We start from the raw sequence: 25,331 nt of genomic DNA, 5'->3' as shown, positions 1-25,331 counted from the left end.
CTCAGTCCTCGGCGACCTCGGCGACCGGGTGGGTGCAACGATCGTAGCGGAAGGCGTAGCCGTCCCAGATCATGAAGAGCCCGTCGTCCTCGGCCGCGTCCATGAGCATGACGCGCTCGGTCCAGAGCTCACCCTCGTCGCCGGAGCACTCCAGGGTGAAGAGATCCGCCGACATGTCGACGATATTGACCGGCTGGGTCATCCGGCATTCCATGCCGACGCCGTAGAAGATGCCGTCCTCGATCCGCACCGCGCCGCCGTCCACGCCGATCAGGCCGCAGTCCGCGTTGGCCGACTGGCGGTAGGTGCCGTCGTAGCCCTGCGCCGACGCGAGCCCGGGCAGGAGGGCGAGGCTCAGGAGCAGTCCTCTCACGAGAGGTCGGCGATCAGCGCGTCGATGTTGCCGCCCCGGCGGTCGAGCATCGCGCCGATCTCGGTCCGCTCGGAGAGCAGCATGTTCACGCCCTCGATGATGATGTTGAAGAACGCGTTGCGACCCGACCGGTCCGAGACGTGGAAGTCCACGCGGAAGGGATCCTCGCCGCGCAGGTAGGCGGTGGTCTGGACCTCGACGAAGTTGTTCACCACGCGCGCGTCCTCGACCACGACTTCGCCGCCGATGAACTCGCGGAAGCGCGAGCCGTATTTCTGCGCGATGTAGCGCCGGAAGACCCGCGTGAATTGCTCTCGCTGCTGCGGCGTGGCCACCCGCGCGTCGGCCCCGAGGGCATAGAGCGCGATGGTCGGCACGTCGGCGTAGCGGTCGAAGATCTGCGCGAAACGGTCGATCATCTGCGCCTCGGAGACGCCGGAAGCGATAACCTGGTTCACCTCGGCCACGAGGCCGTCGACCATGGACCGCGCCTGGGACGTGGTCACGGCGAAGGCCGGCATCGGCAGGACGGTCGCGCCCAGCGCGGCGGCGCCGGAGGCGAGGAAGAGACGGCGTCCGGGCTCTCGGGTCATTGGGGCAGCTCCTCGTAGGGATCGATGGCGTAGGGATCGATGGCATATGGATCGGCGGCGTAGGGATCTATCTGGGTCTCCCCGGCCTCTTCGCCAAGTTCGAACCGGCGGTTCTGCAGGTAAAGCAGTCGTGTCTGTGCGTAACTGTCCGCGCTGTCGTAGAGAATCTCGTCGTAGGTATTGCCGAAATCACCCCGCTCCACGACGATCTCGCCGGCCCGCGCCGCGGTGGAGTAGCGCAGCTGCGCGTCGGTGCCGACGCTGTCGAGCGGGTTGAAGACAAGGTCGACGACCTCGCCCACGGCGTCGCGCTCGGTCGAGGGGCCGATAAGCGGCAGCTCCAGGTAGGCGCCCTCGGGCACGCCCCAGACCGCGAGCGTCTGGCCGAAGTCCGACGACTGCTCGGGCAGGCCCATGTCGCCGGCCCAGTCCACCAGGCCGCCCATACCGATCGTCGTGTTGATGATGAATCGCATGGTGTTCTGCGCCGCCGCCTGGCCGTCGCCCTGCAGCACGTTGTTCACCACCATGCCCGGCAGGCTCGCGTTGTCCGAGAAGTTCACCACCCAGTCGTAGCTGCCGTCGGGCGCCGCTTCGGTCAGGCGGCTGGCCGGCCGCAGGACGGCCCGGTCGAGCCCCTTGTTGAAGGCGTGCCAGTCGCGATTGACCGACTCGTAGGGATCGTTGAACTCCGCGCCCGACTGCGGCGCGGTACAGGCCGCCGTCAGCGCGAGGGCGAGCGGGGCCAGCACCCGGAGCACTTTGCGGGGGGCGGAACTGAGGGAATGCGTCACGTGAACCGCCTTCCGGCTGAGGTGGGTTTCGCGGGGGCGCGCGTCGGCGCCGACATTCCCGTGAAACAGAAGATTTACCGCCTCATGTCAATACATCCACCGGACTTGATCGGAAGATGGCGATTGGACGCGCATGGCACAGGAGGACCTCCGCCGCGGCCGGGAGAGGCTGCGCGCCGCTCTCCGCGAGGATCGGGGCGCGTTCCGCACGGTGGCGCTCGTCAGCCTCGCGGTGAACCTGCTGATGCTGACCGGGCCGGTCTACATGCTCAACGTCTACGACCGCGTGCTGTCGTCCGGCTCGGTCGAGACGCTGGTCGCGCTCTCCGGACTGGCGCTCTTCCTCTACGCGATGATGGGCCTGCTCGACGGGGCGCGCGGACGGATAATGGTCCGCGCCGGGGCCCGGATGCAGGCCCGGCTCGACGGTCGCGTCTTCCGGGCGGTCCTCCGGCAGCCCCGCCCCGGGGGCCCGCCGGACCTGGAGGCGCTGCGCCGGCTGATCGCCTCCCCGGTGATGACGGCGGGGTTCGACCTGCCCTTCGTGCCGCTCTTCCTCGGGGCGATCTTTCTGCTCCATCCGCTACTCGGTGCGCTGGCGGTGGGCGGTGCCGTCGCGGCGCTCGCCCTGACCGCGGCCAACCGGCGGTCGAGCCTCGGGCTGTTGACCCGCGCGGAGGCGCTGGGGCGCGAAGCGGACCGCCGCGGCGTCCGGCTGCGGGAGGAGCACGAGGTCGTGCAGGCACTGGGCATGGCGCGTTCGGCGGAGGCGCATTGGGCCGCGTATCGTGCGGAGGCGCTCGCGACCGCCACGCAGGCGGCGGAGGTCAACGGGCTCTACGGAACCACCGGGCGGACGGTTCGGCTGATCCTGCAATCCGCCATGCTGGGGCTCGGCGCCTGGCTCGTGCTCCGCCAGCAACTCTCGCCGGGCGCGATGATCGCCGGGTCGATTCTGCTCAGCCGAGCGATGATGCCGGTCGAGACGATCCTGGGGCAGTGGAGCCTCGTGCAGCAGGCACAGGAGGCACGCGACCGGCTGGCGCGGCTGCTGGCGGAGAATGAGCCGCGGCGTCGGCACCCGCCCCCGAAGCGTGGTCCGCTGGTGATCGAGGGGCTGAGCGTCGTCCCTCCCGGCCGGACCGAACCGGCGCTGCGCGGTGTTTCGTTTCGCCTTGCCCCGGGCCGCGCGCTGGGTGTCATCGGCCCGGTCGGCTCCGGAAAGTCGGCGCTCGCCAAGGCGCTCGCCGGGGCCTGGAGCCCCGCCTCCGGCAGCGTTCGCCTCGGTGGCGTGGACCTGTCGCGATACGGAGACGACGCGCCGGGCGACTGCCTCGGATACCTGCCGCAGCGCGTCGCCTTGTTCGAGGGCACGGTGCGGGAAAATATCGCCCGGCTCGCCCCCGACGCCGAGGATCACGCCGTGTCGCGGGCCGCGCGCACCGCCGGGGCGCACGAGTTCATCCTGCGTATGCCAGAGGGCTACGACACCCGGATCGGCGGAACGGGGCCCGGTCTCTCGGGCGGACAGATGCAGCGCATCGGGCTTGCCCGGGCGCTCTACGGCGACCCGGCCCTCGTCATCCTCGACGAGCCGAACGCGCACCAGGGCGATGCCGGGACCCGGTCGCTCAATGCGGCGATCCGCGAGCTGAAGGCGGCGGGCGCCTGCGTCGTGGTCACGGCGCACCGCCCCGGCGCGATCGAGGAATGCGACCTGCTGCTCGCGCTCGACGGCGGCCGCGTCCGCGCGCTCGGCCCGCGGGAGCAGGTCCTGCGCGAGGTGCTCGATCGCCCCGGCGGGCCGGGGCTCCGCTCGGCCACAGCGCGATGAGCGGCACCTCCGCCTATTCCCTGCGCGGGCCGACGCGGCTCGTCCTGCTGGTCCTTGCGGTGGTCATCGGCGGCGCGGGAAGCTGGGGCGCCTTCACCCGTATCTCCGGCGCCGTCGTGGCCCCGGGTGAGGTCGCCACGGAGTGGCACGCGGTCGAGCATGCCGAGGGCGGGGTCGTGGTCGAGGTCTTCGTGCGCAACGGGACGCTGGTGGCGGAGGGCGAGGCTCTGCTTCGCATTGACGACGCCCAGCTGCGCTCAGAACTCGCGGGGGTGGAGGCGCGGCTCTTCGGGCTTCTGGCCGAACGCGGGCGGCTGGAAGCCGAGCGTGACCGGGCCTCCGGCATCCGCTTCGACCACAGGCTCGGGGAGGCTGCCGATCTCAAGCAACGCCAGAGAGAGCTCTTCTCGGCGCGACGCGACCGGCAGGCGACCGAGGCCGGGCGGCTCTCAAGCCGTAGCGAACAGATCACCGGGCAACTCCACCGGATCGAGAGCCAGCGCGCCGCGATCCTGCGCCAGCGCGAATTGCTCGAAGAGGTCCTGTCGAATCAGCGCAGCCTGCAGGCGCGCGGGCTCGCCCAGACGGCGCGGGTGACCGCGCTGGAGATCGAGACGACGCAACTGACGGGCCGGTTGGCCGAACTCTCCGCGGTGCGTCTCGAGGCGGAGGGGCGGCTTACGGATATCGAGGGCCAGCGGGCCGCGCTGCGGCACCGACCCCGCGAGGAGGCGCTGGCGCGACTCCGCGAGCTCCGCGCACCGGAGGCCGAACTGGAGGCGCGGCGGCGGGAGCTTCTCCGCCGCATGGCGGCGGCGATGCTGCGGGCGCCCGTCGCCGGACACGTCCAGGCACCCGAACTTCCCACGCCGGGAACCGTCCTCGGCCCCGGCGAGCGCGCCATGGTCGTCGTGCCGGAGACGCCGCCTGCCGGGGTCACCGCGCGCATCCGGCCGGAGGACATCGACCAGGTGGCCCCGGGCCAGCGGGCCACTGTCCGTCTCCTCTCCCTCGACGGCGCGCTCTCTCCGGAACTGGCGGGCACCCTCGTGACGCTCTCCGCCGCGCCGGTCACGACCCAGGACATGCCCCCGCACTACCGCGCCGAGGTGGCGCTCGACGAGGGCTGGACCGACCGCCTCCCTGCCGGGATCGCGCTGAGGCCGGGCATGCCTGCCGAGGTCGTCTTTCCCACGCGGCCGCGCGCGCCGCTCGCCTACCTTCTGCAACCCCTCACCGACCACGCGGCCCGGACCTTTCGCGCCCCGTGAGGGCTTTTCGCCCCCGACCGCCGCGCATAGTCTCGCGGCGAAACAGAGGGAGACGAGCATGAACGACGCGATCGAGGCGAAGCTGGCGGAGATGGGACTGAGCCTACCGGAGGCGGCGGCACCAGCGGCGAACTACGTGCCCTACATGCAGAGCGGCGCGCTGCTGCACGTCTCCGGGCAGGTCTCGATGCGCAACGGCAGCCTGGTGACCGGCAAGCTCGGCGCCGACATGGAGGTCCCGGCGGGCGCGGAGGCCGCGCGGGACTGCGCGCTCCTGCTGCTCGCGCAGGTCAAGGCAGCCTGCGGCGGCGACCTCTCGAAGCTCGCGAAGGTCGTGAAGCTGACGGGCTTCGTCAACTCGACGCCGGAATTCACCGACCAGCCCAAGGTCGTCAACGGCGCCTCGGACCTCATGGTCGAACTGCTGGGCGACCGCGGCCGCCACGCGCGCTCCGCCGTGGGCGTCGCCGCGCTGCCGATGGGCGTGGCGGTCGAGATCGAGGGGATCTTCGAGCTGGCATGACCCTGCCCCCCGGCTTCACCGCCCGCTCCTTCGCCCATCGTGGGCTGCACGACGTCGCCAATGGCGTGATCGAGAACAGCCGGGCGGCAGTCCAGGCCGCCATCGACGCGGGCTACGGGATCGAGATCGACGTCCAGCTCTCCGCCGACGGCGAGGCGATGGTCTTTCACGACTACGGGCTGGAACGGCTGACCGGGGCCGAGGGGCCCGTGGCGCGGCGCAGCGCGGCGGAACTCGGCGCGCTCACCCTGGCCGGGAGCGCTCCGCGGCAGGGCATCCCGACACTGACCGAGATCCTGGAGCTCGTGGCGGGCCGCGTGCCGGTGCTGGTCGAGATCAAGGACCAGGACGGCGCGCTCGGCCCAAAGGTGGGTCCGCTGGAAAAGGCGGTCGCCCGGGCCCTGTCGCGGTATCCCGGTCCGGTGGCCGTGATGTCGTTCAACCCCCACAGCATGGCCGAGATGCAGAGGCTCGCGCCGGAGGTCCCCCGGGGCCTCACCACCTGCCGGTTCGACGCGGAGGACTGGCCGACGATCCCGCAGGCCCGGCGCGACGCCCTGCGGGAGATCCCGGATTTCGAGACCGTCGGCGCCTCCTTCGTCAGCCACCGGGCGGAGGACGCGAACTCCGATCGCCTCGCGCGGCTGCGCGACGGCGGAGCGGCGATCCTGTGCTGGACGGTGCGCTCCGAGGAGGCCGAGCGACAGGCGCGACAACACGTCGACGCGATCACCTTCGAAGGCTACCGGCCGCGGACTTGACCGCCCCGGCGGACGCGCCACCTGAGGACCCATGGACGGCAGCGCCATCGAGATCACCGCACACCAAAGCCTCTCCGACGTCGATCCGGCGGAGTGGGATTCCTGTGCCGCGCCCGAATGCGCCGACGGCGGCCGCCCCGAGGATCCGTTCACGACACACCGCTTCCTGCTGGCGCTGGAGCAGTCCGGCTCGGTCGGCCGGGGCACGGGGTGGGAGCCGCATTACCTTGTCGCGCGACGCGACGGCCAGGCCATCGCGGCGGCCCCGCTCTATGCCAAGAGCCACAGCCAGGGCGAATACATCTTCGACCACAACTGGGCCCATGCCTACGAGAACGCGGGCGGCGACTACTATCCGAAGCTGCAGATCGCGGTGCCCTTCACCCCCGCGACGGGCCGCCGCTTCCTGACGGCGGAGGGTCACGATGCCGAGGGCATGGCGGCGCTGGTCCAGGGCGGGGTGCAGCTCGCCGCCGACAACGGGATCGCCACGCTCCACGCAACCTTCTGCACCGAGGCGGAGGCCAAGGCGGGCGAGGAGATGGGCCTGCTGCACCGGATGACGCAGCAGTATCACTGGCAGAACCGGGGCTACGCGGACTTCGACGCCTTCCTCGCGGAACTGTCGAGCCGCAAGCGCAAGAACATCCGCAAGGAGCGGAAGCAGGCGCAGGACTTCGGCGGAGAGATCGTCTCGCTGACGGGCGACCAGATCACCTCGGAGCACTGGGACTGGTTCTGGCGCTTCTACCAGGACACAGGCGCGCGGAAGTGGGGCCAGCCCTACCTGACGCGGGCCTTCTTCGACATCGCGCAGGAGGCGCTGCGCGACGACATCCTTCTGTGCCTCGCCATCCGCGAGGGGCAGCCGGTCGCCGGGGCGCTGAACTTCATCGGGCGGCGCAGGCTCTTCGGGCGGTACTGGGGCTGTGTCGAGCATCACCCCTGCCTGCATTTCGAGCTCTGCTACTACCAGGCCATCGACTGGGCCATCGCGCATGGCCTCGAGACCGTCGAGGCCGGCGCGCAGGGCGAGCACAAGATCGCGCGGGGCTACCTGCCGGTCACCACCCATTCGCTGCACTGGATCGGAGATCCGGGCTTTCGCGATGCCGTCTCGCGCTACCTCGAGGCGGAACGCCGGGCCGTGGGCGAGGAGATCGAGATCCTCACGGGCTACGGCCCCTTCAGACGCGCAAACGTGGAGGAACAGGAATGAGCGATCCCATCACCGAGACCGACCGCACCGAGCTGCTTGAAGCCGGGTGGACCCTATCCGACGACGGCACCGCGCTGGAGCGGACCTTCACCTTCAAGAACTTCGTCGAGGCTTGGGGCTTCATGTCCCGCTGCGCGATATGGGCGGAAAAGCTCAATCACCATCCCGAGTGGTCCAACGTCTTCAAGACGGTTAACGTCCGCCTTACCACCCACGACACGGGCGGGCTGACGGACCTCGATGCCAAGCTCGCCAGGAAAATGGACGACTTGAGCAAGGGTTAGATGGACAGCATTCTTTCGACCGAAATCTGGCAGGACACCACCATCGGTGACCTGCTGACACTGGAATTTCTCGCGGGTCTCCTGGGCAACGTCCTCGCCGCGATCGTCATACTCATCATCGGCTTCTGGATCGCCGGACGCGTCCAGCGCCGGATCGAGCGGATCGGCGAGAACAACGCGACGCTGGACGATGCGCTCTTCGGCTTCCTGGGCGATCTCGCGCGTTACGCGATCATCGCCTTCGCGGTGCTCTTCGTTCTCAACACCTTCGGGGTGCAGACGACGAGCCTCGTGGCCCTCATCGGTGCCGCCGGCCTCGCGATCGGCCTGGCGCTGCAGGGCACGCTGTCGAACATCGCAGCCGGCGTGATGCTGATCTTCTTCCGGCCGATCCGGATCGGCGACTTCGTGATCGTCAACGGCGTCATGGGGACGGTTAAGGACATCTCGCTGAACTACACAGAGATGGCCGACCTGCAGAACGTGCAGTACATCATCCCCAACTCCGAGGTCTGGGGAAACACGATCCAGAACTACTCGAGCTACAACACCCGCCGCGTCCAATGGGTCTTCGGCGTGGGCTACGGCGCGAACCTCGCCGAAGCGGAACGGGTGATCCGCGAAACGATCATGGCCGATCCGCGCGCCCACTCCGACCCCGAGCCCTGGCTGCAGGTCACGAACCTCAATGACAGTTCGGTCGATTTCACCGTGCGCGTCTGGTGCAGCAACGACGATGCCTGGGGGTTCCAGACGGACATGACCCGGAAGGTGAAGGAAGAGCTGGACGCCGCCGGCGTGCCGATCCCCTTCCCGACACGGACACTGGTGCACGAGAACTCCGCCCTGCGCGCGGATTCCATCGAGGTGGTCAAGGACGCGGGCTAGGCCCGCGTCCCGTCGCCGGTCAGATTGCGTCGGCCAGGGTCTCGCCGCCCGACATGTCGCAGACGCCGGGGCTTTCCTCGACGTTCAGCACCTTGATCTCGCCGTCCTCGGCGAAGAGGGCGTAGCGCCGGGACCGGCCGTAGAAGCCCGCGCCTTCGGCGGTGAAGTCGAGGCCCATCGCCTTGGCGAACTCGCCCGAAGAGTCGGCCAGCATGGTGATCCCGGCCTCGGTGGCGCCGGTGTCCGCGCCCCAGGCCTTCATCACGAAGGGATCGTTGACGGCGGTGCAGATCACCTCCTCGACGCCCTTCTCCTTCAACGTCTCCATCGATCGGATGAAGCTGGGAACGTGGGCCGTGGTGCAGGTGCCGGTATAGGCCCCCGGGAGCCCGAAGAGCGCGACCTTGCGGCCCGACGTCACAGACGAGAGCCGCACCTCTTCGGGGCCCGCGTCGCCCATCACCAGCATCGTCGCGTCCGGAAGCTTGTCTCCGACGGTAATCGCCATTCTCTGTCCCCTCTGGAATCCTTGAGTACCGGCAGGCATATAGAGGGTCCGTTCGCAACGGCCAGAGGGAGAGACCAGCATGGCGCATTTCGTGGTCGTGGGCGGCGGACAGGCGGCGGCCTCCCTCGTGGCGAAGCTGCGGTCGGAAGGCTTCGAGGGCGAGATCACCCTGATCAGCGCCGAGCCCGTGCCCCCCTACCAGCGCCCGCCGCTCTCCAAGGCCTACCTGCTGGGCGAGATGGAGGAGGCGCGGCTCTACCTGCGCCCCGAGAGCTGGTACGCCGACCAAGGGATCACCCTGCGGCTGGGAACGCGCGTGACGGGCGTCGACCCCCGGGCCCGGACCGTGGCGCTCGATACGGGTGAGAACCTCAGCTACGACGAACTCGCGCTCTGCACAGGCTCGCATCCCCGGACCCTGCCCGAGGAGATCGGCGGTCACCTCGAGGGCGTCTATTCCATGCGCGACCTGCGGGACGCCGACACGCTGGCCCCCGAGATGCAACCCGGACGCCGGGCATTGATCGTCGGCGGCGGCTACATCGGGCTGGAGGCGGCGGCGGTCGCCGCGAAACGCGGCGTGCAGGTCACCTTGGTCGAGGCCGCGCCGCGTATCCTGCAGCGCGTGGCGGCGGAGGCGACCTCGGACTATTTTCGCTCACTCCACGCCGCCCATGGCGTCGACCTGCGCGAGGGCGTGGGGCTCGAGCGTCTGACCGGGACCGACCGCGTCAGCGGCGCGGTGCTGAGCGACGGCTCCGAGATCGAGGCGGATTTCGCGGTGGTGGGCGTGGGCATCGTCCCGGCGACCGCGCTGGCAGAGGGGGCGGACCTGGAGATCGAGAACGGCATCCGGACCGATGAATACGGCCGCACCTCGGACCCGCACATCTGGGCGGCGGGCGACTGCGCGAGCTTCCCGCACGACGGAAAGCGCCTGCGGCTGGAGAGCGTGGGCAACGCCATCGACATGGCCGAATGCGTGGCGCGCAACATGATGGGGGCGGAAGAGGCCTATGCGCCGAGGCCCTGGTTCTGGTCCGACCAGTACGACTGCAAGCTGCAGATCGCCGGGCTGAGCGAAGGATACGACGCGGTGCACACCCGTCGCGGCGAGGGGGCGGCAGTGTCGCACTGGTACTATGCCGGGGACCGGCTCATCGCCATCGACGCCATGAACGACAGCCGCGCCTACATGGTCGGCAAGCGGTTGATCGAGGCGGGCAAATCGCCGCCGCCGGAGACGGTCCGGGACACCGCCGTCGACATCAAGGCGCTGCTGAAGGCGTGAGGATCGTCGGCGGCCGCCACCGGGGCCTCGTGCTGGCCGAGCTCGGCGCGGGCGACGTGCGCGCGCATCTGAGGCCGACTCCGGACCGCGTGCGCGAGAGCCTTTTCAATATCCTGTCGTCGCGGGGGCTGCCTCAGGGGGCGCGGGTTCTCGACCTCTTCGCCGGGACAGGCGCGCTGGGCCTGGAGGCGCTATCGCGCGGGGCCGTGCACGCGACATTCGTCGAGAGCGGCCGCGCCGGGCAGAAGCTGATCGCCGCCAATCTCGCCAAGGCCGGACGGGCAGCGGATGCGACGGTCCTCGCGCGGGACGCGCGCAAGCTGCCCGACGGCACGCCGCACGAGCTGGTGTTCCTCGATCCGCCCTACGGCGAGGGGCTGGGGGGGCCGGTGCTAACCGTCGCCCGGGAGCGGGGCTGGATCGCGCCGGGCGCCCTCGTGGTCTGGGAAGAAAGCGCGCCGCAGGACCCGCCGGAGGGCTTCGAGCTGGAGGACCGGCGGCGCTACGGCGGCACGCACCTGACGCTTCTCACGGCGCACTGACCGTTTCGCGCGCGAAACAAGTGTCAATTCTTAACAAACAGTTAAGGATGGACGCACGACCGGCACTTTGGAATCTTGCCGGCTGCACCTAGACTCGTCTCCCATGAGCGATGCGACCTGGACCGGCTTCGATGCAACGCCCGCTGCGCCCGAAGCGCAACGGAAGGAGCAGGTGCGTCCTGCACCGGTGCCCTTCGACGCGCCCGTCCTGATCGGCGACGCGGCCACGCCGCTGGCGGGGGAGACGGTGCTCGGGCTGCTGATGAAACGGCTGGCGGAGCGGGATCTCGGCTAGCGCAGTGCTTGCGCGAGGGCGAGGTCGAGCGCCTGCATGTTCCGGTCGGAGAGGCACCGGTCCCAAGTGACCGTCACACCCCAGCTGTCGCCCAGCTGGAAGAAGTAGGCGCCGGCGCTGCGGCCGAACAGGAAGCACCACGAGCCGAAGTGCCAGAGTGTGTCGCCGCCGCCTTCCTTGAGCATGACGCCGGGGCCGTAGCTCACGCCGCTGACCATGGGCACCCGCGGCCAGTCGCTGCGCGGCTGAAGCGTCGCCGCGAAGCGGGCGAAGTCGGGGGCCGACATCTCGTAGCCGCCCCAGCTCACGCCGCCGCCGAAGTCGGGGCTGACGCGGGCGTCGATGCCCAGCAGTTGCGGGCAGAGCTCTGCCGGGTTCCTGCCGGTGGCGGCGGAAATCATCGCGCCAAGGACGGCATAGTTCTCGTTATTGTAGAAGAAGCTCTTGGGGCCGACCGGCCGGGCGAGCGCGGTCTGCGAGACGTTCAGCGTCCGGTCGCCGCCCCGGGCGCGCCAGGGCGAGGCATGGCCCTGCGTGCTGTCGCGGTCCAGGCCGGAGGAATGGGTCAGCAGCTCGCTCACGGTGATCCGCGCGCCGCCACGCGACATCTGCAGGCCGGTGCCGCCGAGAAGCTGACCGGTGGTCGATCCGAGGGAGAGGTTGCCCCGGTCCACGAGCCGCATGACGCAGGCGCCGGTGATGCTCTTGGACAGCGAGGCGAGCGGGGCCCTCGCGCGGGCGTCGCGGTTCAGGCCACGGGCGCGCACCAGCTCGCCATCTCGGGTGATGGCGATGGAGGAGGTGCGGACCCCGGCGGCCTGCGCCCAGCCGCGCCAGGCGGCCTCGATCGTGTCGGCATCCGCGAGCGCGCTTCCCGCCCAGAGGCAGAAGACAAGAAGAAGCCGGATCAGCCCCATGTGGGGTGAAAGAGCCCGGCGGGGGAAAGCGTGAAGATCTCCGCCTCGCCCTCGGTGATGCCGACCGAATGCTCGAACTGAGCCGAGAGCGACTTGTCGCGGGTCACGGCGGTCCAGTCGTCGGCGAGGACCTTGGTCTCGGGCCGGCCGAGATTGACCATGGGCTCGATGGTGAAGAACATGCCCGGCTCCAGCGTCGGGCCGGTACCCGGACGGCCGAAGTGCAGCACGTTCGGCGGCGCGTGGAAGACGCGGCCAAGGCCGTGCCCGCAGAAATCGCGGACGACGGACATGCGGTTGCCCTCGACGTAGCTCTGGATGGCGTTGCCGATGTCGCCGAAGGTGTTGCCGGGTCGCGCGGCCTCGATGCCCTTCATCAGGGCGTCGTGGGTGACCTGCACCAGCCGCTCCGCCTTGCGGGAGAGCTTGCCGGCCACGAACATGCGGCTCGTGTCGCCGAACCAGCCGTCGACGATGACTGTCACGTCGATGTTGAGGATGTCGCCGTCCTTGAGCGTCTTGGTGCCCGGGATACCGTGGCAGACGACGTGGTTCACGCTGATGCAGCTGGCGTGCTGGTAGCCCTTGTAGCCGATGGTCGCGGACTCGGCGCCGGCCTCCTCGACCCACTGGGTGATGAGGCGGTCGAGCTCGGCGGTCGTCTGCCCGGGAAAGACGTGCGGTGCGATCCGGTCGAGGATCTCGGCCGCAAGACGGCCCGCGTCGCGCATGCCCTGATAGTCCGCAGCCTCGTGGATGCGGATTCCGTCCTTGGTCAATCTGCCGCGTGCGTCGTCCAAAACCGAAGTCCCGTTGTCACTTTCCCCAAGTTAGGCGCTCTGCCCCGGCACCGCCAGCCCCCCGGCCTGCGGCGCCCTGTCGACGGGCAGCGCCTCTCCGAAGGAGACACCCTCCACGTCGATCCGCGTGCCGTAGCACAGCATCTCGACCCCCGCCGCGCGGGCGGCGTCGAAGGCGGCCGCATAGGCCGGGTCGATGTCAGGCGCAAGCCGGAAGCGGGCGCAGTCCGTCCGCTGGACGAGGTAGAGCATGACCGCGCGGTGACCCTGAGCCACCATGTCGGCGAGGTCCTTCAGGTGGCGCGTGCCACGGGCCGTCACGCTGTCAGGGAACTCCGCCCAGTCTCCCTCGCGCCGCAGGTGCACGTTCTTGACCTCGACGTAGGTCCTGCCCGCCCCCTCGAGCAGGTAATCGACCCGGCTCCGGGTGCCGTAGCGCACCTCGGGCCGGACGGCGTCGTACTCGCCCAGTTCCGGGACGGCGCGGGCGGCGAGCGCCTCTCCGACGACCCGGTTCGGGACGGCGGTGTCGATCCCGGCCCAGTGTCCGTCCGGCAGTTCGCAGAGCCGCCAGCCCCAGTCGAGCTTCTTCTTCGGGTCGTCGTTCCGTTCGAGCCAGACCCGCAGCCCGGGGTCCTTGAGCCCGGTCATGGCGCCGGGGTTGGGACAGTGCGCCTTGACCACCTCGCCGCTTTCCAGCTCGACGTCCGCGAGAAACCGCATGTAGCGCCGGACGAGGCGGCCGGGGACAAGGGGAGTGGAAAACCGCATGACCGCTCCATATACGGCGGAGACGACAGGGAGAAGTCACGATGCCGAACCCCACCGCCGCCATGCTCGTGATCGGCGACGAGATCCTCTCGGGCCGCACCCGGGACGCCAACATGCACCACCTCGCGGGCAAGCTGACAGAGGTGGGGATAGACTTCATCGAGGCGCGGGTGATCTCCGACCGGACGGAGGCCATCGTCGCGGCGCTCAACGAACTGCGGGAACGGGCGGACTACGTCTTCACCTCCGGCGGGATCGGACCCACGCATGACGACATCACGGCCGATGCGGTGGCCGAGGCCTTCGGCGTGCGGATCGGCGTGCGGGACGACGCGCGCCAACTGCTGGAGACCTACTACGCCGAGCGCAACATCGAGCTGAACCAGTCGCGTCTTCGGATGGCGCGGATCCCGGACGGGGCGACGCTGATCGAGAACCCGGTGAGCGTCGCGCCCGGCTTCGTCATCGGCAACGTTCACGTCATGGCCGGCGTCCCTTCGATCTTCGAGGCGATGCTGGCGAGCGTGCTGCCGACCCTGACCGGCGGGGCCCCGCTGCAGAGCCGGACCATCCGCATCGAGCGCGGCGAGGGCGACGTGGCCCGGCCTCTCTCGAACCTCGCGGAGGCCTATCCCGACCTGATGATCGGTTCCTATCCCTTCATGGACAACGGCATCTACGGCGCGAACGTCGTGCTGCGGGGGACCGACCCCGAGCGGCTGCAGGAGGCGGAGGCGCGTCTCCTGGAATACTTCGAGGCGTGATGGACGCCGCGCGGCTCACAGCCCTCATCGACGCGACTTGGCCCGCCGTCGAGCGGCGGCGCGTCGGCGAGTGGACGCTCCGGCGAGGCGGGGGCGGAGGCAGCCGGGTATGCGCCGCCACGGCGGAAGGCCCGTCGCCCGACATCGCCGAAGCCGAAGCAGCGATGCGCGAGATGGGGCAGGTGCCGCTGGTCATGGTGCGGGAGGGCGAAGAGGCGCTCGACGCGAAGCTTGCGGCGCGGGGCTACCTCGTGAAGGACCCGGTGACCTTCTATTCGCTCGCCACCTGGGGGCTGACCGCGCCGCCCGAAGGGATCGAGGCGCACTGGCCGCCAACCCCCGAGCAGGCCGCGATCTGGGCGGCGGGCGGCATCGGGCCCGAGCGGCTCGCGGTCATGGCCCGGGCCGAGGGGCCCAAGACCGCCCTACTGGCCCGTAGCGGCCCCGAGGCCGCTGCGACGGTCTACGTGGCCATTGCGGGCGACATGGCCATGCTGCACGCTCTGGAGACCGCGGTCGCCCATCGGCGCAAGGGCCTCGGTGCGGCGCTCGTCCGGGCTTCCGCTTCCTGGGCGGCGGAAAACGGCGCAGAACGGCTGGCGATACTGGTGACTCGGGCCAACACTCCGGCCAATTCGCTTTATTGCGCATTGGGTGCGACCGCTGCGGCGGGGTATCACTACCGGGTTCTGACCGACTAGACCGGCGCATCGCGATGATCCGTCCCGCCCTTCTCGCCCTGATCGGCCTCGTGCCCCCGTCGCTGCCCGCCCTCACGCTGGACTTTCCGGCGGGGACGGACCGGGTGGCCGAGGACCGCCGCACGGCCGACACGACCCCGGTCGCGACAGGTCCCTGGACCGGCGAAACGGTGCCTCTGGTGCGGCCCGAGGGCGAGGTCACGCAACAGGCCTGGCGCATCGGGCGCGGCGACCTGACGACACTGCAGATCCTCAACCCGCTGGCCGCTCAACTGGAAGAGGCGGGCTACGAGATCCTCTTCCGCTGCCGCGACAGGGTCTGCGGCGGGTTCGACTTCCGCTACGCGCTCGAGGTCCTGCCGGCGCCCGAGATGTCCGTCAGCCTCGGCGACTACCGTTACCTCTCGGCGCGGCGGGAGGAGGAGCATGTCGCGATCCTCGTCAGCCGCACCAGCCGGGCGGGGTTCGTTCAGGTCACGCGCGTCGGCCCCGAAAGGCCCGAGGAGGACATCGCCGTCTCGACCCGCAGTCCCGCCGCATTGACCGAAGGGGCGGAGAACCTGGCGGAGCGCCTGGAGAGCGCGGGGCGGGTGGTGCTCTCGGACATCGACTTCGCCACGGGCTCCGCGCAACTTGGCGCGGGGCTGTCCGCCTCTCTCACGGCGCTGGCGGACTACCTCGCGGCCCACCCGGAGCGACGCATCGCTCTCGTGGGACACACCGATGCCTCGGGCGCGCTGCAGAGCAACATCGCGCTCTCGCGCCGGCGGGCGGAGTCGGTCATGGCCCGGCTCGTGACGGAGTACGGCGTCAGCCGCAGCCAGCTCGCAGCGGAGGGAACGGGCTACCTGACGCCGCTCGCGACGAACCTCACCGAAGAAGGGCGCGAGGCGAACCGGCGCGTCGAAGCCGTGCTGACCGTGACCGAGTAGTTCAGCGCTGCTGGCCGAGCGCGAGCGTCTGCTCCCGCAGCCAGGAAATGAAGCGGCGCGGCTCGCGGCTGCGCTCCTCGCACTCCGCCGCGTCGATCGCGTGCCCGACGATGGGGGCCTGCGGTTTGTCGAAGGCATGCACGATCTCGTGGATCAGCAGGCCCTGGCGGAGCGAGGGGGAGATCCGGTTGGCGACCTGGAACCACCGCGAGTTCGCACCAGGAAAGAAGCAGGGGACGACCGAGGCACCGGAGCGGCGGATCATCTTGGCGGTGAAGACGTTCCACTCCGCCTCGACGGCCGGGCCCCACATCGACTCCGACGTCGCGACGACGCCGGAGGGGAAGAGCGCCACGAGACCGCCCTTCGACAGGTGGTCCATCGCGGTCGCGCGCATCTCGATCATCTTCTTCTGCGCGTCGGGCTCGTGCGGGAAGGGGACCGGGATCATGTAGGACGAGGCGCTCTCGTCGATGCCGGTAAGGATCGACCGGGTGAGGATCCGGTAGTCGTTGCGCCGCCGGCCGACGAGATCGGCCAGGACCATGCCGTCGACGAGACCGTGAGGGTGGTTGGCGACGAGCACGACGGGTCCGGTCGAAGGAATGCGCTCGAGCTGTTCCTGCGGCGTCAGGATGTCGATGCCCATGATCTTCATGGTCGCGGGCCAGAAGGCCTGGCCGTAGGGCGCGCCCATCCGCTCGAACCGCCGGACACGGCGGATGATCTCGACCTTGCCCGTCATCCACTCGACGGACTTGATCAGGGTCCGTTTCGCGGCGCTGTCGAAGGTCTCGGAATAGGTGAGCGAGCGGCGGTCATAGAGTCGTGGCGCGGCCTCCGCCGGCTCACGCAGCCCCGCCACGTTACGGCTGCTCGCGTCTGTCAACCTGGCCTGTCCCCTCGATCCCATCCCGGCGTGGGTCCACCGGGTCAGTCTCCTTCGCCGAACTTGTCGGCGACCAGCGCCTCGATGGCGTCGGCCAGCGGCTCCGCTTCCGGTCCGCTGGTTTCGACCTCAATAAAGGTTCCCTTGGAGGCTGCCAACATCAAAAGCCCCATGATGCTGTCGCCTGAAGCCTCGTTGCCGTCGCGCCGGACGGTGGCCTGCGCGTCATGGGCCTCGACCACCTCGGCGAGCTTGGCCGAGGCCCTCGCGTGCAGTCCCTTGATGTTCACGATTTCGAGACGTCGGCTCACGGTCTGGCTCATGGGCCGGTCATGTCCCCATCGACGCGGAGGCTGTCGATGTACTTGCGCCCGGCGGCAAGGGCGGCCTCGACCGCGTCCGGCACCGAGCGGCGCCGGGACTTGGCGAGCTTGATGAGCATGGGCAGGTTCGCGCCATAGACGATCCGCCGGTTCTGCGGCGAACAGGCGCGCAGGCTGAGGTTCGAGGGCGAGCCGCCGAACATGTCGGTCACCACCACGACGCCGGCGCCCTCGTCGACCGCGTCGGCGGCCGCGCAGATCTCTTCCTGCTTGGCGGCGCGGTCGTCGTCCGGCGCGATTGCGATGGCTGCGATCCCCTGCTGCTTGCCGACGACGTGCTCCACGGCCGAGAGATACTCCCGGGCCAGCCCGCCATGGGCGACGATGACGATCCCGATCATGGGCCCGGGGCCCCCTTGCCTTCCGAGGCGGCGCGTCCAGCCTCCGTGCGCCGCTCCAACTCCCGATGACGACTAGACACCGGCCACCCGGCCTCCGCAAGAGCACGGGCCAGCCGCTCTGTCACCATCACCGAACGGTGTTGCCCGCCGGTACACCCGAAGCCGACCGAGAGGTGCGTCTTTCCCGCCTCGCTGTAGGCTGGGAGCAGGCTGATGACGAGGTCGCGGATGCGCGTGTAGAAGTCCTCGAACCGCGGGTCGGCGGCGACGTAGGCATCAACCGCCTCGTCCCGGCCGGTGAGACCCCGCAGCTCGCGCTCCCAGTGCGGGTTGCGCAGGAAGCGGCAGTCGAACACCAGGTCCATCCCGCGCGGCAGACCGCGCTTGTAGGAGAACGAGGTCACAGAGACGCCCATGCCCGCGCTGTCGCGCGTGGCGAAATGGCTCTCGATCTCGCTGCGGAGGTCGTTCGGCCCCAGCCCCGAGGTGTCGATCAGCACGTCGGCCTGCGCCCGGATCGCGACCAGCAGGTCGCGCTCCGCCGCGATGCCCTTGGCTGGCGGATCGTTGGGCGCCAGCGGGTGCCGGCGGCGGGTCTCGGAGTACCGGCGCACGAGGCTGTCCTCGTCCGCGTCGATGTAGAGAACCTGGGTATCCAGGTCGATGCGGCGGGAGAGGCCGTCGATCAGCTCCAGCAGGGCATCCGTCCCGAAGTCGCGGTTGCGCACGTCTACCCCCAGCGCCAGGGGGCGGGCCAGCGGCGGGCCGTCCAGCAGGCGCGGGGCGAGCGAGAGCGGCAGGTTGTCGATGACCTCGTAGCCCAGGTCCTCCAGCGCGTTGATCGCCGTAGACCGGCCCGCGCCCGAGGGCCCGGTGACCAGCACCAGCTTCTGAGTTCGGCCGTCCGAAGGCCCCTCCGTCATGCGCGTCGTCCCGCCTTGAGGTACTGAAATACTGCGGGTGCAAAATGAGGAGCCTTCGCCCCGAATATCAAGGGGATGTCGACGCCCAACCAGGTGACGGAACGGGAGGGCGGCAGCCGCGCGGTCTCCCTCCGGTCGAGGTCCACGGCGAGCGCCACGCGGGCCTCGGCCACGGGCGTTGCGCGGAGGATGCCCACCCCGCGCGCCTCGATCAGGCCGCGGCCCGCCGGCGGGACGGTGGCGACAAGGCCCCCGCCGAAGAGCTCGAGGATCGTCCTGTCATCGGCCACGAGCCCCGCGCCGAGCGCCATGAGCTGCAGGCCGAGCGAGGACTTTCCGGAGCCGCTTTCGCCAGTGATGACAACTGCTTGCCCCTCGAGGGCGACAGTCGTGGCATGCAGCTGGAGCGAGGACGACCGGGCCACGGCCGGTCAGACCGGGAGGCCCACGACGAACCGGGCCCCGAGCGGATCGGAGGTCGGATCGGCCTCCGTCGGGCGGATGTTCTCCGCCCAGATGACCCCGCCGTGCGCCTCGACGATCTGCTTGGAAATCGCCAGGCCGAGGCCCGAGTTGTTGCCGAAATGGTTGGCCGGACGCTCCGAGTAGAAGCGCTTGAAAATCTTCGTGAGGGCGCCTTCGGGGATGCCCGGTCCCGTGTCCTCTACGACCACCAGCACCCGATTGTCCCTGCGCCGGACCCAAAGCCGGATCGCGTCGCCGTCCTCGCAGAACGAGATCGCGTTGGTGATGAGGTTCACGAAGACCTGTGCGAGTCGCCCTTCGAGCCCCTGGATCTCGATCGGGCCGTCCGGAAGGTCGGTGATGAACTCCACCCCCTTCTCGTCGGCTTCCCGCCCGAGGTGCTCGGCCAGGTTGCCCAGCATCTTGAGGAGGTCGAAGCTCTCCTCCTCTTCCTTCACCAGTTCCGCGTCGAGGCGCGAGGCGTTGGAGATGTCGGAGACGAGCCGGTCGAGCCGCCGGACGTCGTGGTCGATGACATCGAGGAGCTGGTCGCGCTGGTCCTCGCGCTTGACCAGCCGCAGGGTGCCCACGGCGGAACGGAGCGAGGCGAGCGGGTTCTTGATCTCGTGCGCGACGTCGGCCGCGAACTGCTCGTTGGTCTCGATCCGTCCGTAGAGCGCGGCGACCATGCCCCGGAGTGCGCCGGAGAGCCGCCCGATCTCGTCCGGGCGGCCGGTGAGGTCCGGGATACGGACCCTGCGGGGCGACATCTTTCGCGCATTGCGGTCGCGGCCGATCTCCGCCGCGGCAGAAAGGTCCGCGATCGGGTTGGCGATGGTCGAGGCCAGCATCAGGGAGAGCGCCACCGAGACGGCGACGCCTACGAGAAACATCTGCAGGAGCTGCTCGCGCTCGCGCCGGACAAGGGCGTCGATCTCGCCGTCGGCCGAGGCCAGGGAGACGGCGCCGATGGCGCGGTCGCCGCTGAGGACGGGGGCGGTGACGATGTGCACGACCTGGCCTTCGGCATCCTCCGTCTCGACGACCTGCGTCGCCCCCGTGAGGGCCGGCTCCACGGTGAGACGGGCGAGCCGCTCTCCGTCGATGGGGCCCGCGACCTCGTCCGGCTGGAAGAGACCGGCCGCCGACCGCCAGAGACGGCTCAGCGCGTCGGTGACGACCGTCCGCTCCGGGTCGAGATCCAGTCCCTCGACGGGGCGCCGCTGCATCTGCTCCTGCCCCTCCGTGGAGGCAAGAAGCGTCAGGTTCGGATCGAAGACGTAGACATCGATGCCCGACCGCAGATCGAGCGCGTCGAGCGTGAGCGCCGGGTCGACGGTCCCGCCGGTGCCGAGGGGCCCGGTGGCGCCCGGCGGCAGCTGGGCCTCGAACACGTTTGCGATGAGTTCCGCCTCGTAGACGAGGCTCGCGGCGCGCTGATAGCCGAGATTGTCCCGCGAGGGATTCAGGTAGAGAACGCCCGCCACCATGATGATGAGGGCGAGCAGGTTGAAGGTGACGATCTTCCGCGCGAGCGGCGAGCCGGTCAGGGCACGGATGCCCTTGCGCCGCCGCGTCTCGCGAAGCTGCTTGTCGGCGGCCGCGTCCGGCGCCATCCAGTCGTCGCCGAGAACGACGTTCTCATGCCCCCGCGCGGCCCGCCGCACGGAGGAGAGATCGCGAACGTCGATCTTGGGGGCCACGGTCACGGGCCAGCCTCCGGATCACTCTTCGTTGTAACGGTATCCGATTCCGTAGAGCGTCTCGATCGCGGAAAACTCGTCGTCCACCTGGCGCATCTTCTTGCGCAGGCGCTTGATGTGGCTGTCGATGGTGCGGTCGTCGACGTAGACCTGGTCGTCGTAGGCGACGTCCATGAGCTGGTCGCGCGACTTCACGAAGCCGGGGCGCTGCGCCAGGGCCTGGAGAAGCAGGAACTCGGTGACCGTCAGGGCGACGTCCTTGCCCTTCCACTTCACGGCATGGCGCAGGGGATCCATGGTCAGCTCGCCGCGAACCATGATCTTGGCCTCTTCGCCCTCCTCGGGCGCCTCGCCTGAGATCGCCTCCTGCCGGCGGAGCAGCGCACGGATGCGCTCGACCAGCAGGCGCTGGCTGAAGGGCTTCTTCACGTAGTCGTCGGCGCCCATGCGAAGGCCGAGAACCTCGTCGATCTCGTCGTCCTTGGAGGTCAGGAAGATCACCGGCATCGCGGACTTCTGGCGGAGGCGCTGAAGCAGGTCCATGCCGTCCATGCGCGGCATCTTGATGTCGAGCACGGCCATGTCGGGCATGCGCTTGTTGAAGGCATCGAGCGCGGTCTGGCCGTCGTTGTAGGTTTCGACCTCGAAGCCTTCGGCCTCGAGCGTCATGGACACGGACGTCAGGATGTTCCTGTCATCGTCCACAAGGGCGATCTTGGACATTGGGCGGCTGCCTTTTCTGCTCTCAAAGTCATTTCTTCTGATTTTGAGCGAAGTTCTGCGCAAATCCCGGAGCGAATCAATCCCCGGATGTCGAATCTATGGCGGGGCGTGTCCCATTTGCGCCGATAAAGCGTTAATTTTATGTCGACGGCGGAGGCGCGCCGATCCCGTGCGCAAGAAGATTGCGCTAACATGCACTTGGTTGCGCTAACTGTGACACGGTGGACTGTTCCCCGGCGAAATCAACGTGCTAGCTCCGACGCGCGGAGGTCATCCGCGTAACCCAAGGGAGAGAGATCGATGGAAACCGGACGGGTCAATCCGAAGATGAGACTGGAGGATCAGGGCATCGCGGGGCTCGGCCAGGTCTATTACAACCTGCTCGAGGACGACCTCCGGGCCCAGATCACCGGCCGCGGCGAGGGCGAGGAAGGCCAGGGCGGCACCGTCCTCGTGAGCACCGGCAAGTTCACCGGGCGCTCTCCCAAGGACAAGCACGTGGTCCGCACCCCCACCACCGAGGACGTGATCTGGTGGGAGAACAACGCGCCGATGTCGCCCGAGGGCTTCGCGACCCTCAAGTCCGACATGCTCGCGCACATGCAGGGCCGCGACTTCTTCGTGCAGGACCTCTACGCCGGCGCCGATCCGGCGCACCGGCTGGACGTCCGTCTCGTCACCGAGCTCGCCTGGCACGGGCTCTTCATTCGGCACATGCTGCGCCGCCCCGAGCCCGACGAGCTCGACGGCTTCGCGCCGGACTGGACCATCGTGAACTGCCCCTCGTTCTTCGCCGACCCGGAGCGGCATGACTGCCGCACCGAAACGGTGATCGCGCTGAACTTCGACGAGAAGCTGATCCTCGTCGGGGGCACGGAATATGCCGGCGAGAACAAGAAGGCCGTCTTTACCCTTCTGAACTACATCCTGCCCGAGAAGAACGTGATGGCGATGCACTGCTCGGCCAACCACGCCAAGGGCAACCCGGTCGACGCGGCGATCTTCTTCGGGCTCTCGGGCACCGGCAAGACGACGCTCTCCGCCGATCCGGCCCGCACGCTCATCGGCGACGACGAGCACGGCTGGTCCGAGCGCGGCATCTTCAACTTCGAGGGCGGCTGCTACGCCAAGACTATCAGCCTGTCGCCCGAGGCTGAGCCGGAGATCTACGCGACCTGCACGATGCCGAACACGGTGATCGAGAACATGGTCTACCACCCGGAGACCAAGGAGCTCGACTTCGAGGACGACAGCCTGACGCCGAACATGCGCTGCGCCTACCCGCTGGACTACATCCCCAACGCCAGCGAGACCGGTCTCGGCGGGCATCCGAAGAACATCATCATGCTCACCTGCGACGCCTTCGGGGTCCTGCCGCCGATCGCGCGGCTGACGCCCGCGCAGGCCATGTACCACTTCCTGTCGGGCTTCACCTCCAAGGTGGCCGGAACCGAGCGCGGCGTGACCGAGCCCGAGCCCACCTTCTCGACCTGCTTCGGCGCGCCCTTCATGCCGCGCCGGCCGGAGGTCTACGGCAACCTGCTGCGCGACAAGATCGCCCGCCACGGCACCACCTGCTGGCTGGTGAACACCGGCTGGACCGGCGGCGCCTACGGCACCGGGCAGCGGATGCCGATCAAGGCGACGCGCACCCTGCTGACCCACGCGCTCGACGGGTCGCTGGCCGAGGGGCAGTTCCGCAAGGACCCGCACTTCGGCTTCGACGTGCCGGTGTCCTGCTCGGGCGTGGACGATACCCTGCTGGATCCCAAGCAGACCTGGGACGATCCCGCCGCCTACGACGAACAGGCCCGGAAGCTGGTCGAGATGTTCGCCGAAAACTTCGCCCAGTACGTCCCCTATATCGATGAAGACGTAAAAGCGGTCGCGATCGGCTAAGACGCCGCACAGCTTGAAAGAATGACCCGGCCGGACCCCCGCGCCGGGTCATTTTTTGCACGAAGCTTGTGCAAAATCGCAAGATCCGTCGGAACATCCGTCCCGAGACTCCGTTCGGCTGTCACATGCCATCACGAAGTGGAGATCGATATGATCCGCAAGCCTAACGGCCTGCGCGTCCTCATGGGGACTGCCCTGACGCTGAGCCTCGCAAGCGCGGCAGCAGCTCAGGACACGCGCATTCAGATCAACGACGATCAAGCGGCGAACCTGAACCAGGATTGCCAGACCCTGATCGAAAACATCCGGGAAGCCGATAACCTCGTCCCCGATGAAGACGCCCAGCTCGTTGTCGACGCGCTGAACGCCGACGACGCCAATGCCTGCGCCGAACTGGCGGTGACCATGGAAGAGGGTGCCGAAGGCGGCTCCGAGCAGGCCTCCGGCGAGACGTCCAGCGAGGACGGCCAGGATACCGAGCAGGCCCAGGCCGGTGAGACTTCCACCGAGGATGGCCAGCAGTCCGAGCAAGCCGACAGCGGCCAGATGGTCGTCGAAGGCGGCGGCGAGTCCGAGCAGGCTCAGTCCGACCAGGCTTCGGAAGACGGCCAGGACACCGAGCAGGCCCAGGCCGACGAGACTTCGGAAGACGGTCAGGACACCGAGCAGGCCCAGTCCGACGAGACCTCGGAAGACGCTCAGGACACCGAGCAGGCCGAGGCCTCCGACAGCGAGACGGAAACCGATAGCGAGACCGAAACGGCCTCCGACACGGAAACCGAGACCGAGACCGAGTCCGCCGAAGTGACCGAGCAGGTCGAGGTGACCGAGGAAGCCACGATCGAGGGCCAGGCGATGGTCCGCGTTCCGGATCCGGAAGTCGACGTGCAGGTCCCCGCTCCGGAAGTCGACGTGACGACGGCGCAGCCCGACGTGAACGTCAGCGAGCAGCCGACGCAGATCGAGGTCCGCCAGGAGCAGCCGAACGTCGAGGTCGAGATCCCCGAGGTCGTCGTCCGCGTCGAGATCCCGGCTCCGACGATTTACGTCCAGACCACCGATCCGACGGTCGACGTGTCCTCCGCCGATCCGCAGGTCGAGGTTCGCCAGGGTGAGCCGGAAGTCTCCGTCACGCAGCCCGAGCCCGAACTCGCGGTCGATCTTGGCGTCGACGAAGCCGAAGACGGCGAGCAGCAGATGGCCGATGCCGAAGCCTCCGACACCGAAGGCGGCGACGGGTCCACCGAGGTCGTCTCCGGCGACGCCGAAGGCGCCCAGACCGAAGAGCCGCAGGTGAACATCACCCAGGCCGAAGGCGAGCCGAACATCCAGATCAGCAACGCCGATCCGGAAATCAGCTACGAGAGCGCCGAGCCGAACGTCAACGTGACCTTCACCGATCAGCCGACGGTCGAGATCACGACCTTGGGTGAGCCGACGGTGCAGTTCGAATCCCCCGAGCAGCGCGAACAGCGCCAGCAGGAGGAAGCGAACGCGCAGAGCGGCTCTTCCGAAGGCCAGGACTCCGAAGGCTCCAGCGAGATGGCGGCTTCGACGGGCGGCGCGTCCGAGCAGGACCAGCAGTCCGGCTCCGACATGGCGCAGAGCGAAGGCGAGAGCGCCGAGGGCTCTGACGCGATCATCGTCTCCGTGGGCGACCTGAAGTCCATGGACGTCATGAGCCCGAGCGGCGAGAGCGTCGGTCAGCCGACCGACTTCGTCGACGCCGACGGCACGCTGATGCTGATCCTTGAAGAAGCCGGCTTCCTCGACATCGACAAGGAGAACCCGGGCATCCCGCTCGAGTATGTTCTCTATGCCGAGGACGAGCTGCGCATCGAAGAGCTCGATGACCAGGCGATGCAGATGGTCGAGGACTACGAGTACAGCTCCGACGACAGCGTTGCCGACGATACGCGCATCCGCGTGCAATAAGAGCCGGCA

General features: G+C 69.0%; 29 protein-coding genes. 15 read left to right on the top strand and 14 right to left on the bottom strand.

Annotation, left to right across the window (positions count from 1 at the left end; genetic code table 11):
* Nucleotide 1: 1 nt before the first annotated feature.
* Genes F3S47_RS15240 through F3S47_RS15230 form a run of 3 tightly spaced genes read right to left on the bottom strand, consistent with a single transcriptional unit; the run spans nucleotide 2 to nucleotide 1,760 of the window.
* Nucleotides 2-373, bottom strand: a complete 372-nt coding sequence (locus F3S47_RS15240) for a hypothetical protein (protein ID WP_150446133.1) — start codon at nucleotides 371-373, stop codon at nucleotides 2-4.
* A complete protein-coding gene (locus F3S47_RS15235; protein WP_150446132.1) occupies nucleotides 370-966 on the bottom strand; it encodes an MlaC/ttg2D family ABC transporter substrate-binding protein in 597 nt (198 codons plus the stop codon). The genes F3S47_RS15240 and F3S47_RS15235 overlap by 4 nt, the downstream gene beginning before the upstream one ends.
* The gene (locus F3S47_RS15230; protein ID WP_223877840.1) at nucleotides 963-1,760 is read right to left on the bottom strand and encodes an MlaA family lipoprotein; all 798 of its coding nucleotides are present in this window, start codon (nucleotides 1,758-1,760) and stop codon (nucleotides 963-965) included. The genes F3S47_RS15235 and F3S47_RS15230 overlap by 4 nt, the downstream gene beginning before the upstream one ends.
* 133 nt (nucleotides 1,761-1,893) lie before the next feature.
* On the opposite strand from F3S47_RS15230, the gene F3S47_RS15225 reads away from it, so the two are divergent.
* The 7 genes from F3S47_RS15225 to F3S47_RS15195 are packed head-to-tail and all read left to right on the top strand — an operon-like array spanning nucleotide 1,894 to nucleotide 8,540.
* On the top strand, nucleotides 1,894-3,594 hold the full coding sequence (locus F3S47_RS15225) for a type I secretion system permease/ATPase (RefSeq protein WP_150446131.1): 1,701 nt from the start codon (nucleotides 1,894-1,896) through the stop codon (nucleotides 3,592-3,594).
* Nucleotides 3,591-4,865: an HlyD family type I secretion periplasmic adaptor subunit gene (locus F3S47_RS15220; protein ID WP_191090210.1), complete on the top strand. Its 1,275-nt coding sequence runs from the start codon at nucleotides 3,591-3,593 to the stop codon at nucleotides 4,863-4,865. The genes F3S47_RS15225 and F3S47_RS15220 overlap by 4 nt, the downstream gene beginning before the upstream one ends.
* A gap of 58 nt (nucleotides 4,866-4,923) precedes the next feature.
* Nucleotides 4,924-5,388, top strand: a complete 465-nt coding sequence (locus F3S47_RS15215; RefSeq protein WP_150446129.1) for a RidA family protein — start codon at nucleotides 4,924-4,926, stop codon at nucleotides 5,386-5,388.
* Entirely contained in the window at nucleotides 5,385-6,149 is a 765-nt protein-coding gene (locus F3S47_RS15210; RefSeq protein ID WP_150446128.1) for a glycerophosphodiester phosphodiesterase family protein, read from the top strand. Before F3S47_RS15215 ends, F3S47_RS15210 begins: the two co-directional genes overlap by 4 nt.
* Nucleotides 6,150-6,180: 31 nt before the next feature.
* Nucleotides 6,181-7,368, top strand: a complete 1,188-nt coding sequence (locus F3S47_RS15205; RefSeq protein WP_150446127.1) for a GNAT family N-acetyltransferase — start codon at nucleotides 6,181-6,183, stop codon at nucleotides 7,366-7,368.
* Entirely contained in the window at nucleotides 7,365-7,652 is a 288-nt protein-coding gene (locus tag F3S47_RS15200; RefSeq protein WP_150446126.1) for a 4a-hydroxytetrahydrobiopterin dehydratase, read from the top strand. The genes F3S47_RS15205 and F3S47_RS15200 overlap by 4 nt, the downstream gene beginning before the upstream one ends.
* Nucleotides 7,653-8,540 carry a mechanosensitive ion channel family protein gene (locus tag F3S47_RS15195; protein WP_150446125.1) on the top strand — a complete coding sequence of 296 codons (888 nt, stop codon included), beginning with the start codon at nucleotides 7,653-7,655 and terminating at the stop codon, nucleotides 8,538-8,540.
* A gap of 19 nt (nucleotides 8,541-8,559) precedes the next feature.
* Here the strand turns inward: F3S47_RS15195 and F3S47_RS15190 are convergent, their stop codons facing one another.
* A complete protein-coding gene (locus F3S47_RS15190) occupies nucleotides 8,560-9,048 on the bottom strand; it encodes a peroxiredoxin (RefSeq protein WP_150446124.1) in 489 nt (162 codons plus the stop codon).
* A 79-nt stretch (nucleotides 9,049-9,127) separates the two neighbouring features.
* On the opposite strand from F3S47_RS15190, the gene F3S47_RS15185 reads away from it, so the two are divergent.
* The 3 genes from F3S47_RS15185 to F3S47_RS15175 all read left to right on the top strand — a co-directional run bounded on the left by F3S47_RS15185 (nucleotide 9,128) and on the right by F3S47_RS15175 (nucleotide 11,176).
* On the top strand, nucleotides 9,128-10,339 hold the full coding sequence (locus F3S47_RS15185) for an NAD(P)/FAD-dependent oxidoreductase (protein ID WP_150446123.1): 1,212 nt from the start codon (nucleotides 9,128-9,130) through the stop codon (nucleotides 10,337-10,339).
* Complete coding sequence (gene rsmD / locus F3S47_RS15180) at nucleotides 10,336-10,881, top strand: 16S rRNA (guanine(966)-N(2))-methyltransferase RsmD (RefSeq protein WP_150446122.1); 546 nt, start codon at nucleotides 10,336-10,338, stop codon at nucleotides 10,879-10,881. Before F3S47_RS15185 ends, rsmD begins: the two co-directional genes overlap by 4 nt.
* 103 nt (nucleotides 10,882-10,984) lie before the next feature.
* Complete coding sequence (locus tag F3S47_RS15175) at nucleotides 10,985-11,176, top strand: hypothetical protein (RefSeq protein ID WP_150446121.1); 192 nt, start codon at nucleotides 10,985-10,987, stop codon at nucleotides 11,174-11,176.
* Here the strand turns inward: F3S47_RS15175 and F3S47_RS15170 are convergent.
* From F3S47_RS15170 to sfsA, 3 genes are read right to left on the bottom strand one after another with little or no spacing between them, the layout of a single operon-like run.
* On the bottom strand, nucleotides 11,173-12,093 hold the full coding sequence (locus F3S47_RS15170) for a serine hydrolase domain-containing protein (protein WP_150446120.1): 921 nt from the start codon (nucleotides 12,091-12,093) through the stop codon (nucleotides 11,173-11,175). The genes F3S47_RS15175 and F3S47_RS15170 overlap by 4 nt on opposite strands.
* Nucleotides 12,084-12,893: a type I methionyl aminopeptidase gene (gene map, locus F3S47_RS15165; protein ID WP_150446119.1), complete on the bottom strand. Its 810-nt coding sequence runs from the start codon at nucleotides 12,891-12,893 to the stop codon at nucleotides 12,084-12,086. The genes F3S47_RS15170 and map overlap by 10 nt, the downstream gene beginning before the upstream one ends.
* A 30-nt stretch (nucleotides 12,894-12,923) precedes the next feature.
* Nucleotides 12,924-13,664 (bottom strand): DNA/RNA nuclease SfsA, encoded by a 741-nt coding sequence (gene sfsA, locus F3S47_RS15160; protein ID WP_150446118.1) that lies wholly within the window; start codon nucleotides 13,662-13,664, stop codon nucleotides 12,924-12,926.
* A gap of 41 nt (nucleotides 13,665-13,705) precedes the next feature.
* Here sfsA and F3S47_RS15155 point away from each other — a divergent pair, with 41 nt between their 5' ends.
* The 3 genes from F3S47_RS15155 to F3S47_RS15145 are packed head-to-tail and all read left to right on the top strand — an operon-like array spanning nucleotide 13,706 to nucleotide 16,061.
* The gene (locus tag F3S47_RS15155) at nucleotides 13,706-14,428 is read left to right on the top strand and encodes a competence/damage-inducible protein A (protein WP_150446117.1); all 723 of its coding nucleotides are present in this window, start codon (nucleotides 13,706-13,708) and stop codon (nucleotides 14,426-14,428) included.
* Complete coding sequence (locus F3S47_RS15150; protein ID WP_150446116.1) at nucleotides 14,428-15,129, top strand: GNAT family N-acetyltransferase; 702 nt, start codon at nucleotides 14,428-14,430, stop codon at nucleotides 15,127-15,129. The genes F3S47_RS15155 and F3S47_RS15150 overlap by 1 nt, the downstream gene beginning before the upstream one ends.
* 14 nt (nucleotides 15,130-15,143) lie before the next feature.
* Nucleotides 15,144-16,061: an OmpA family protein gene (locus F3S47_RS15145; protein WP_150446115.1), complete on the top strand. Its 918-nt coding sequence runs from the start codon at nucleotides 15,144-15,146 to the stop codon at nucleotides 16,059-16,061.
* A gap of 1 nt (nucleotide 16,062) precedes the next feature.
* Here the strand turns inward: F3S47_RS15145 and F3S47_RS15140 are convergent, their stop codons facing one another.
* From F3S47_RS15140 to F3S47_RS15110, 7 genes are read right to left on the bottom strand one after another with little or no spacing between them, the layout of a single operon-like run.
* Nucleotides 16,063-16,950 carry a lysophospholipid acyltransferase family protein gene (locus tag F3S47_RS15140; RefSeq protein WP_223877839.1) on the bottom strand — a complete coding sequence of 296 codons (888 nt, stop codon included), beginning with the start codon at nucleotides 16,948-16,950 and terminating at the stop codon, nucleotides 16,063-16,065.
* Between the two features lie 44 nt (nucleotides 16,951-16,994).
* Entirely contained in the window at nucleotides 16,995-17,273 is a 279-nt protein-coding gene (locus tag F3S47_RS15135; RefSeq protein ID WP_150446113.1) for an HPr family phosphocarrier protein, read from the bottom strand.
* Nucleotides 17,270-17,674 (bottom strand): PTS sugar transporter subunit IIA, encoded by a 405-nt coding sequence (locus F3S47_RS15130; RefSeq protein ID WP_150446112.1) that lies wholly within the window; start codon nucleotides 17,672-17,674, stop codon nucleotides 17,270-17,272. Before F3S47_RS15130 ends, F3S47_RS15135 begins: the two co-directional genes overlap by 4 nt.
* Nucleotides 17,671-18,597, bottom strand: coding sequence for an RNase adapter RapZ (rapZ, locus tag F3S47_RS15125; protein WP_150446111.1), 927 nt, complete (start codon nucleotides 18,595-18,597; stop codon nucleotides 17,671-17,673). Before rapZ ends, F3S47_RS15130 begins: the two co-directional genes overlap by 4 nt.
* Entirely contained in the window at nucleotides 18,594-19,022 is a 429-nt protein-coding gene (locus tag F3S47_RS15120) for an HPr kinase/phosphorylase (protein WP_150446110.1), read from the bottom strand. Before F3S47_RS15120 ends, rapZ begins: the two co-directional genes overlap by 4 nt.
* A gap of 6 nt (nucleotides 19,023-19,028) precedes the next feature.
* Complete coding sequence (locus tag F3S47_RS15115; RefSeq protein ID WP_150446109.1) at nucleotides 19,029-20,771, bottom strand: sensor histidine kinase; 1,743 nt, start codon at nucleotides 20,769-20,771, stop codon at nucleotides 19,029-19,031.
* Between the two features lie 15 nt (nucleotides 20,772-20,786).
* Nucleotides 20,787-21,488: a response regulator transcription factor gene (locus tag F3S47_RS15110; RefSeq protein WP_150446108.1), complete on the bottom strand. Its 702-nt coding sequence runs from the start codon at nucleotides 21,486-21,488 to the stop codon at nucleotides 20,787-20,789.
* 300 nt (nucleotides 21,489-21,788) lie between these two features.
* Here F3S47_RS15110 and F3S47_RS15105 point away from each other — a divergent pair, with 300 nt between their 5' ends.
* Complete coding sequence (locus F3S47_RS15105) at nucleotides 21,789-23,387, top strand: phosphoenolpyruvate carboxykinase (protein WP_150446107.1); 1,599 nt, start codon at nucleotides 21,789-21,791, stop codon at nucleotides 23,385-23,387.
* Between the two features lie 150 nt (nucleotides 23,388-23,537).
* Nucleotides 23,538-25,322 (top strand): putative sodium/potassium/calcium exchanger, encoded by a 1,785-nt coding sequence (locus tag F3S47_RS19460; protein ID WP_191090209.1) that lies wholly within the window; start codon nucleotides 23,538-23,540, stop codon nucleotides 25,320-25,322.
* The last annotated feature ends 9 nt before the right edge of the window (nucleotides 25,323-25,331 follow it).

The sequence above is a fragment of the Histidinibacterium aquaticum genome (assembly GCF_008710275.1).
Lineage (GTDB): Bacteria > Pseudomonadota > Alphaproteobacteria > Rhodobacterales > Rhodobacteraceae > Oceanicola > Oceanicola aquaticus.
The sequence above is the reverse complement of the archived record's forward strand: the minus strand, read 5'-3'. Positions and strand labels throughout refer to the sequence as shown.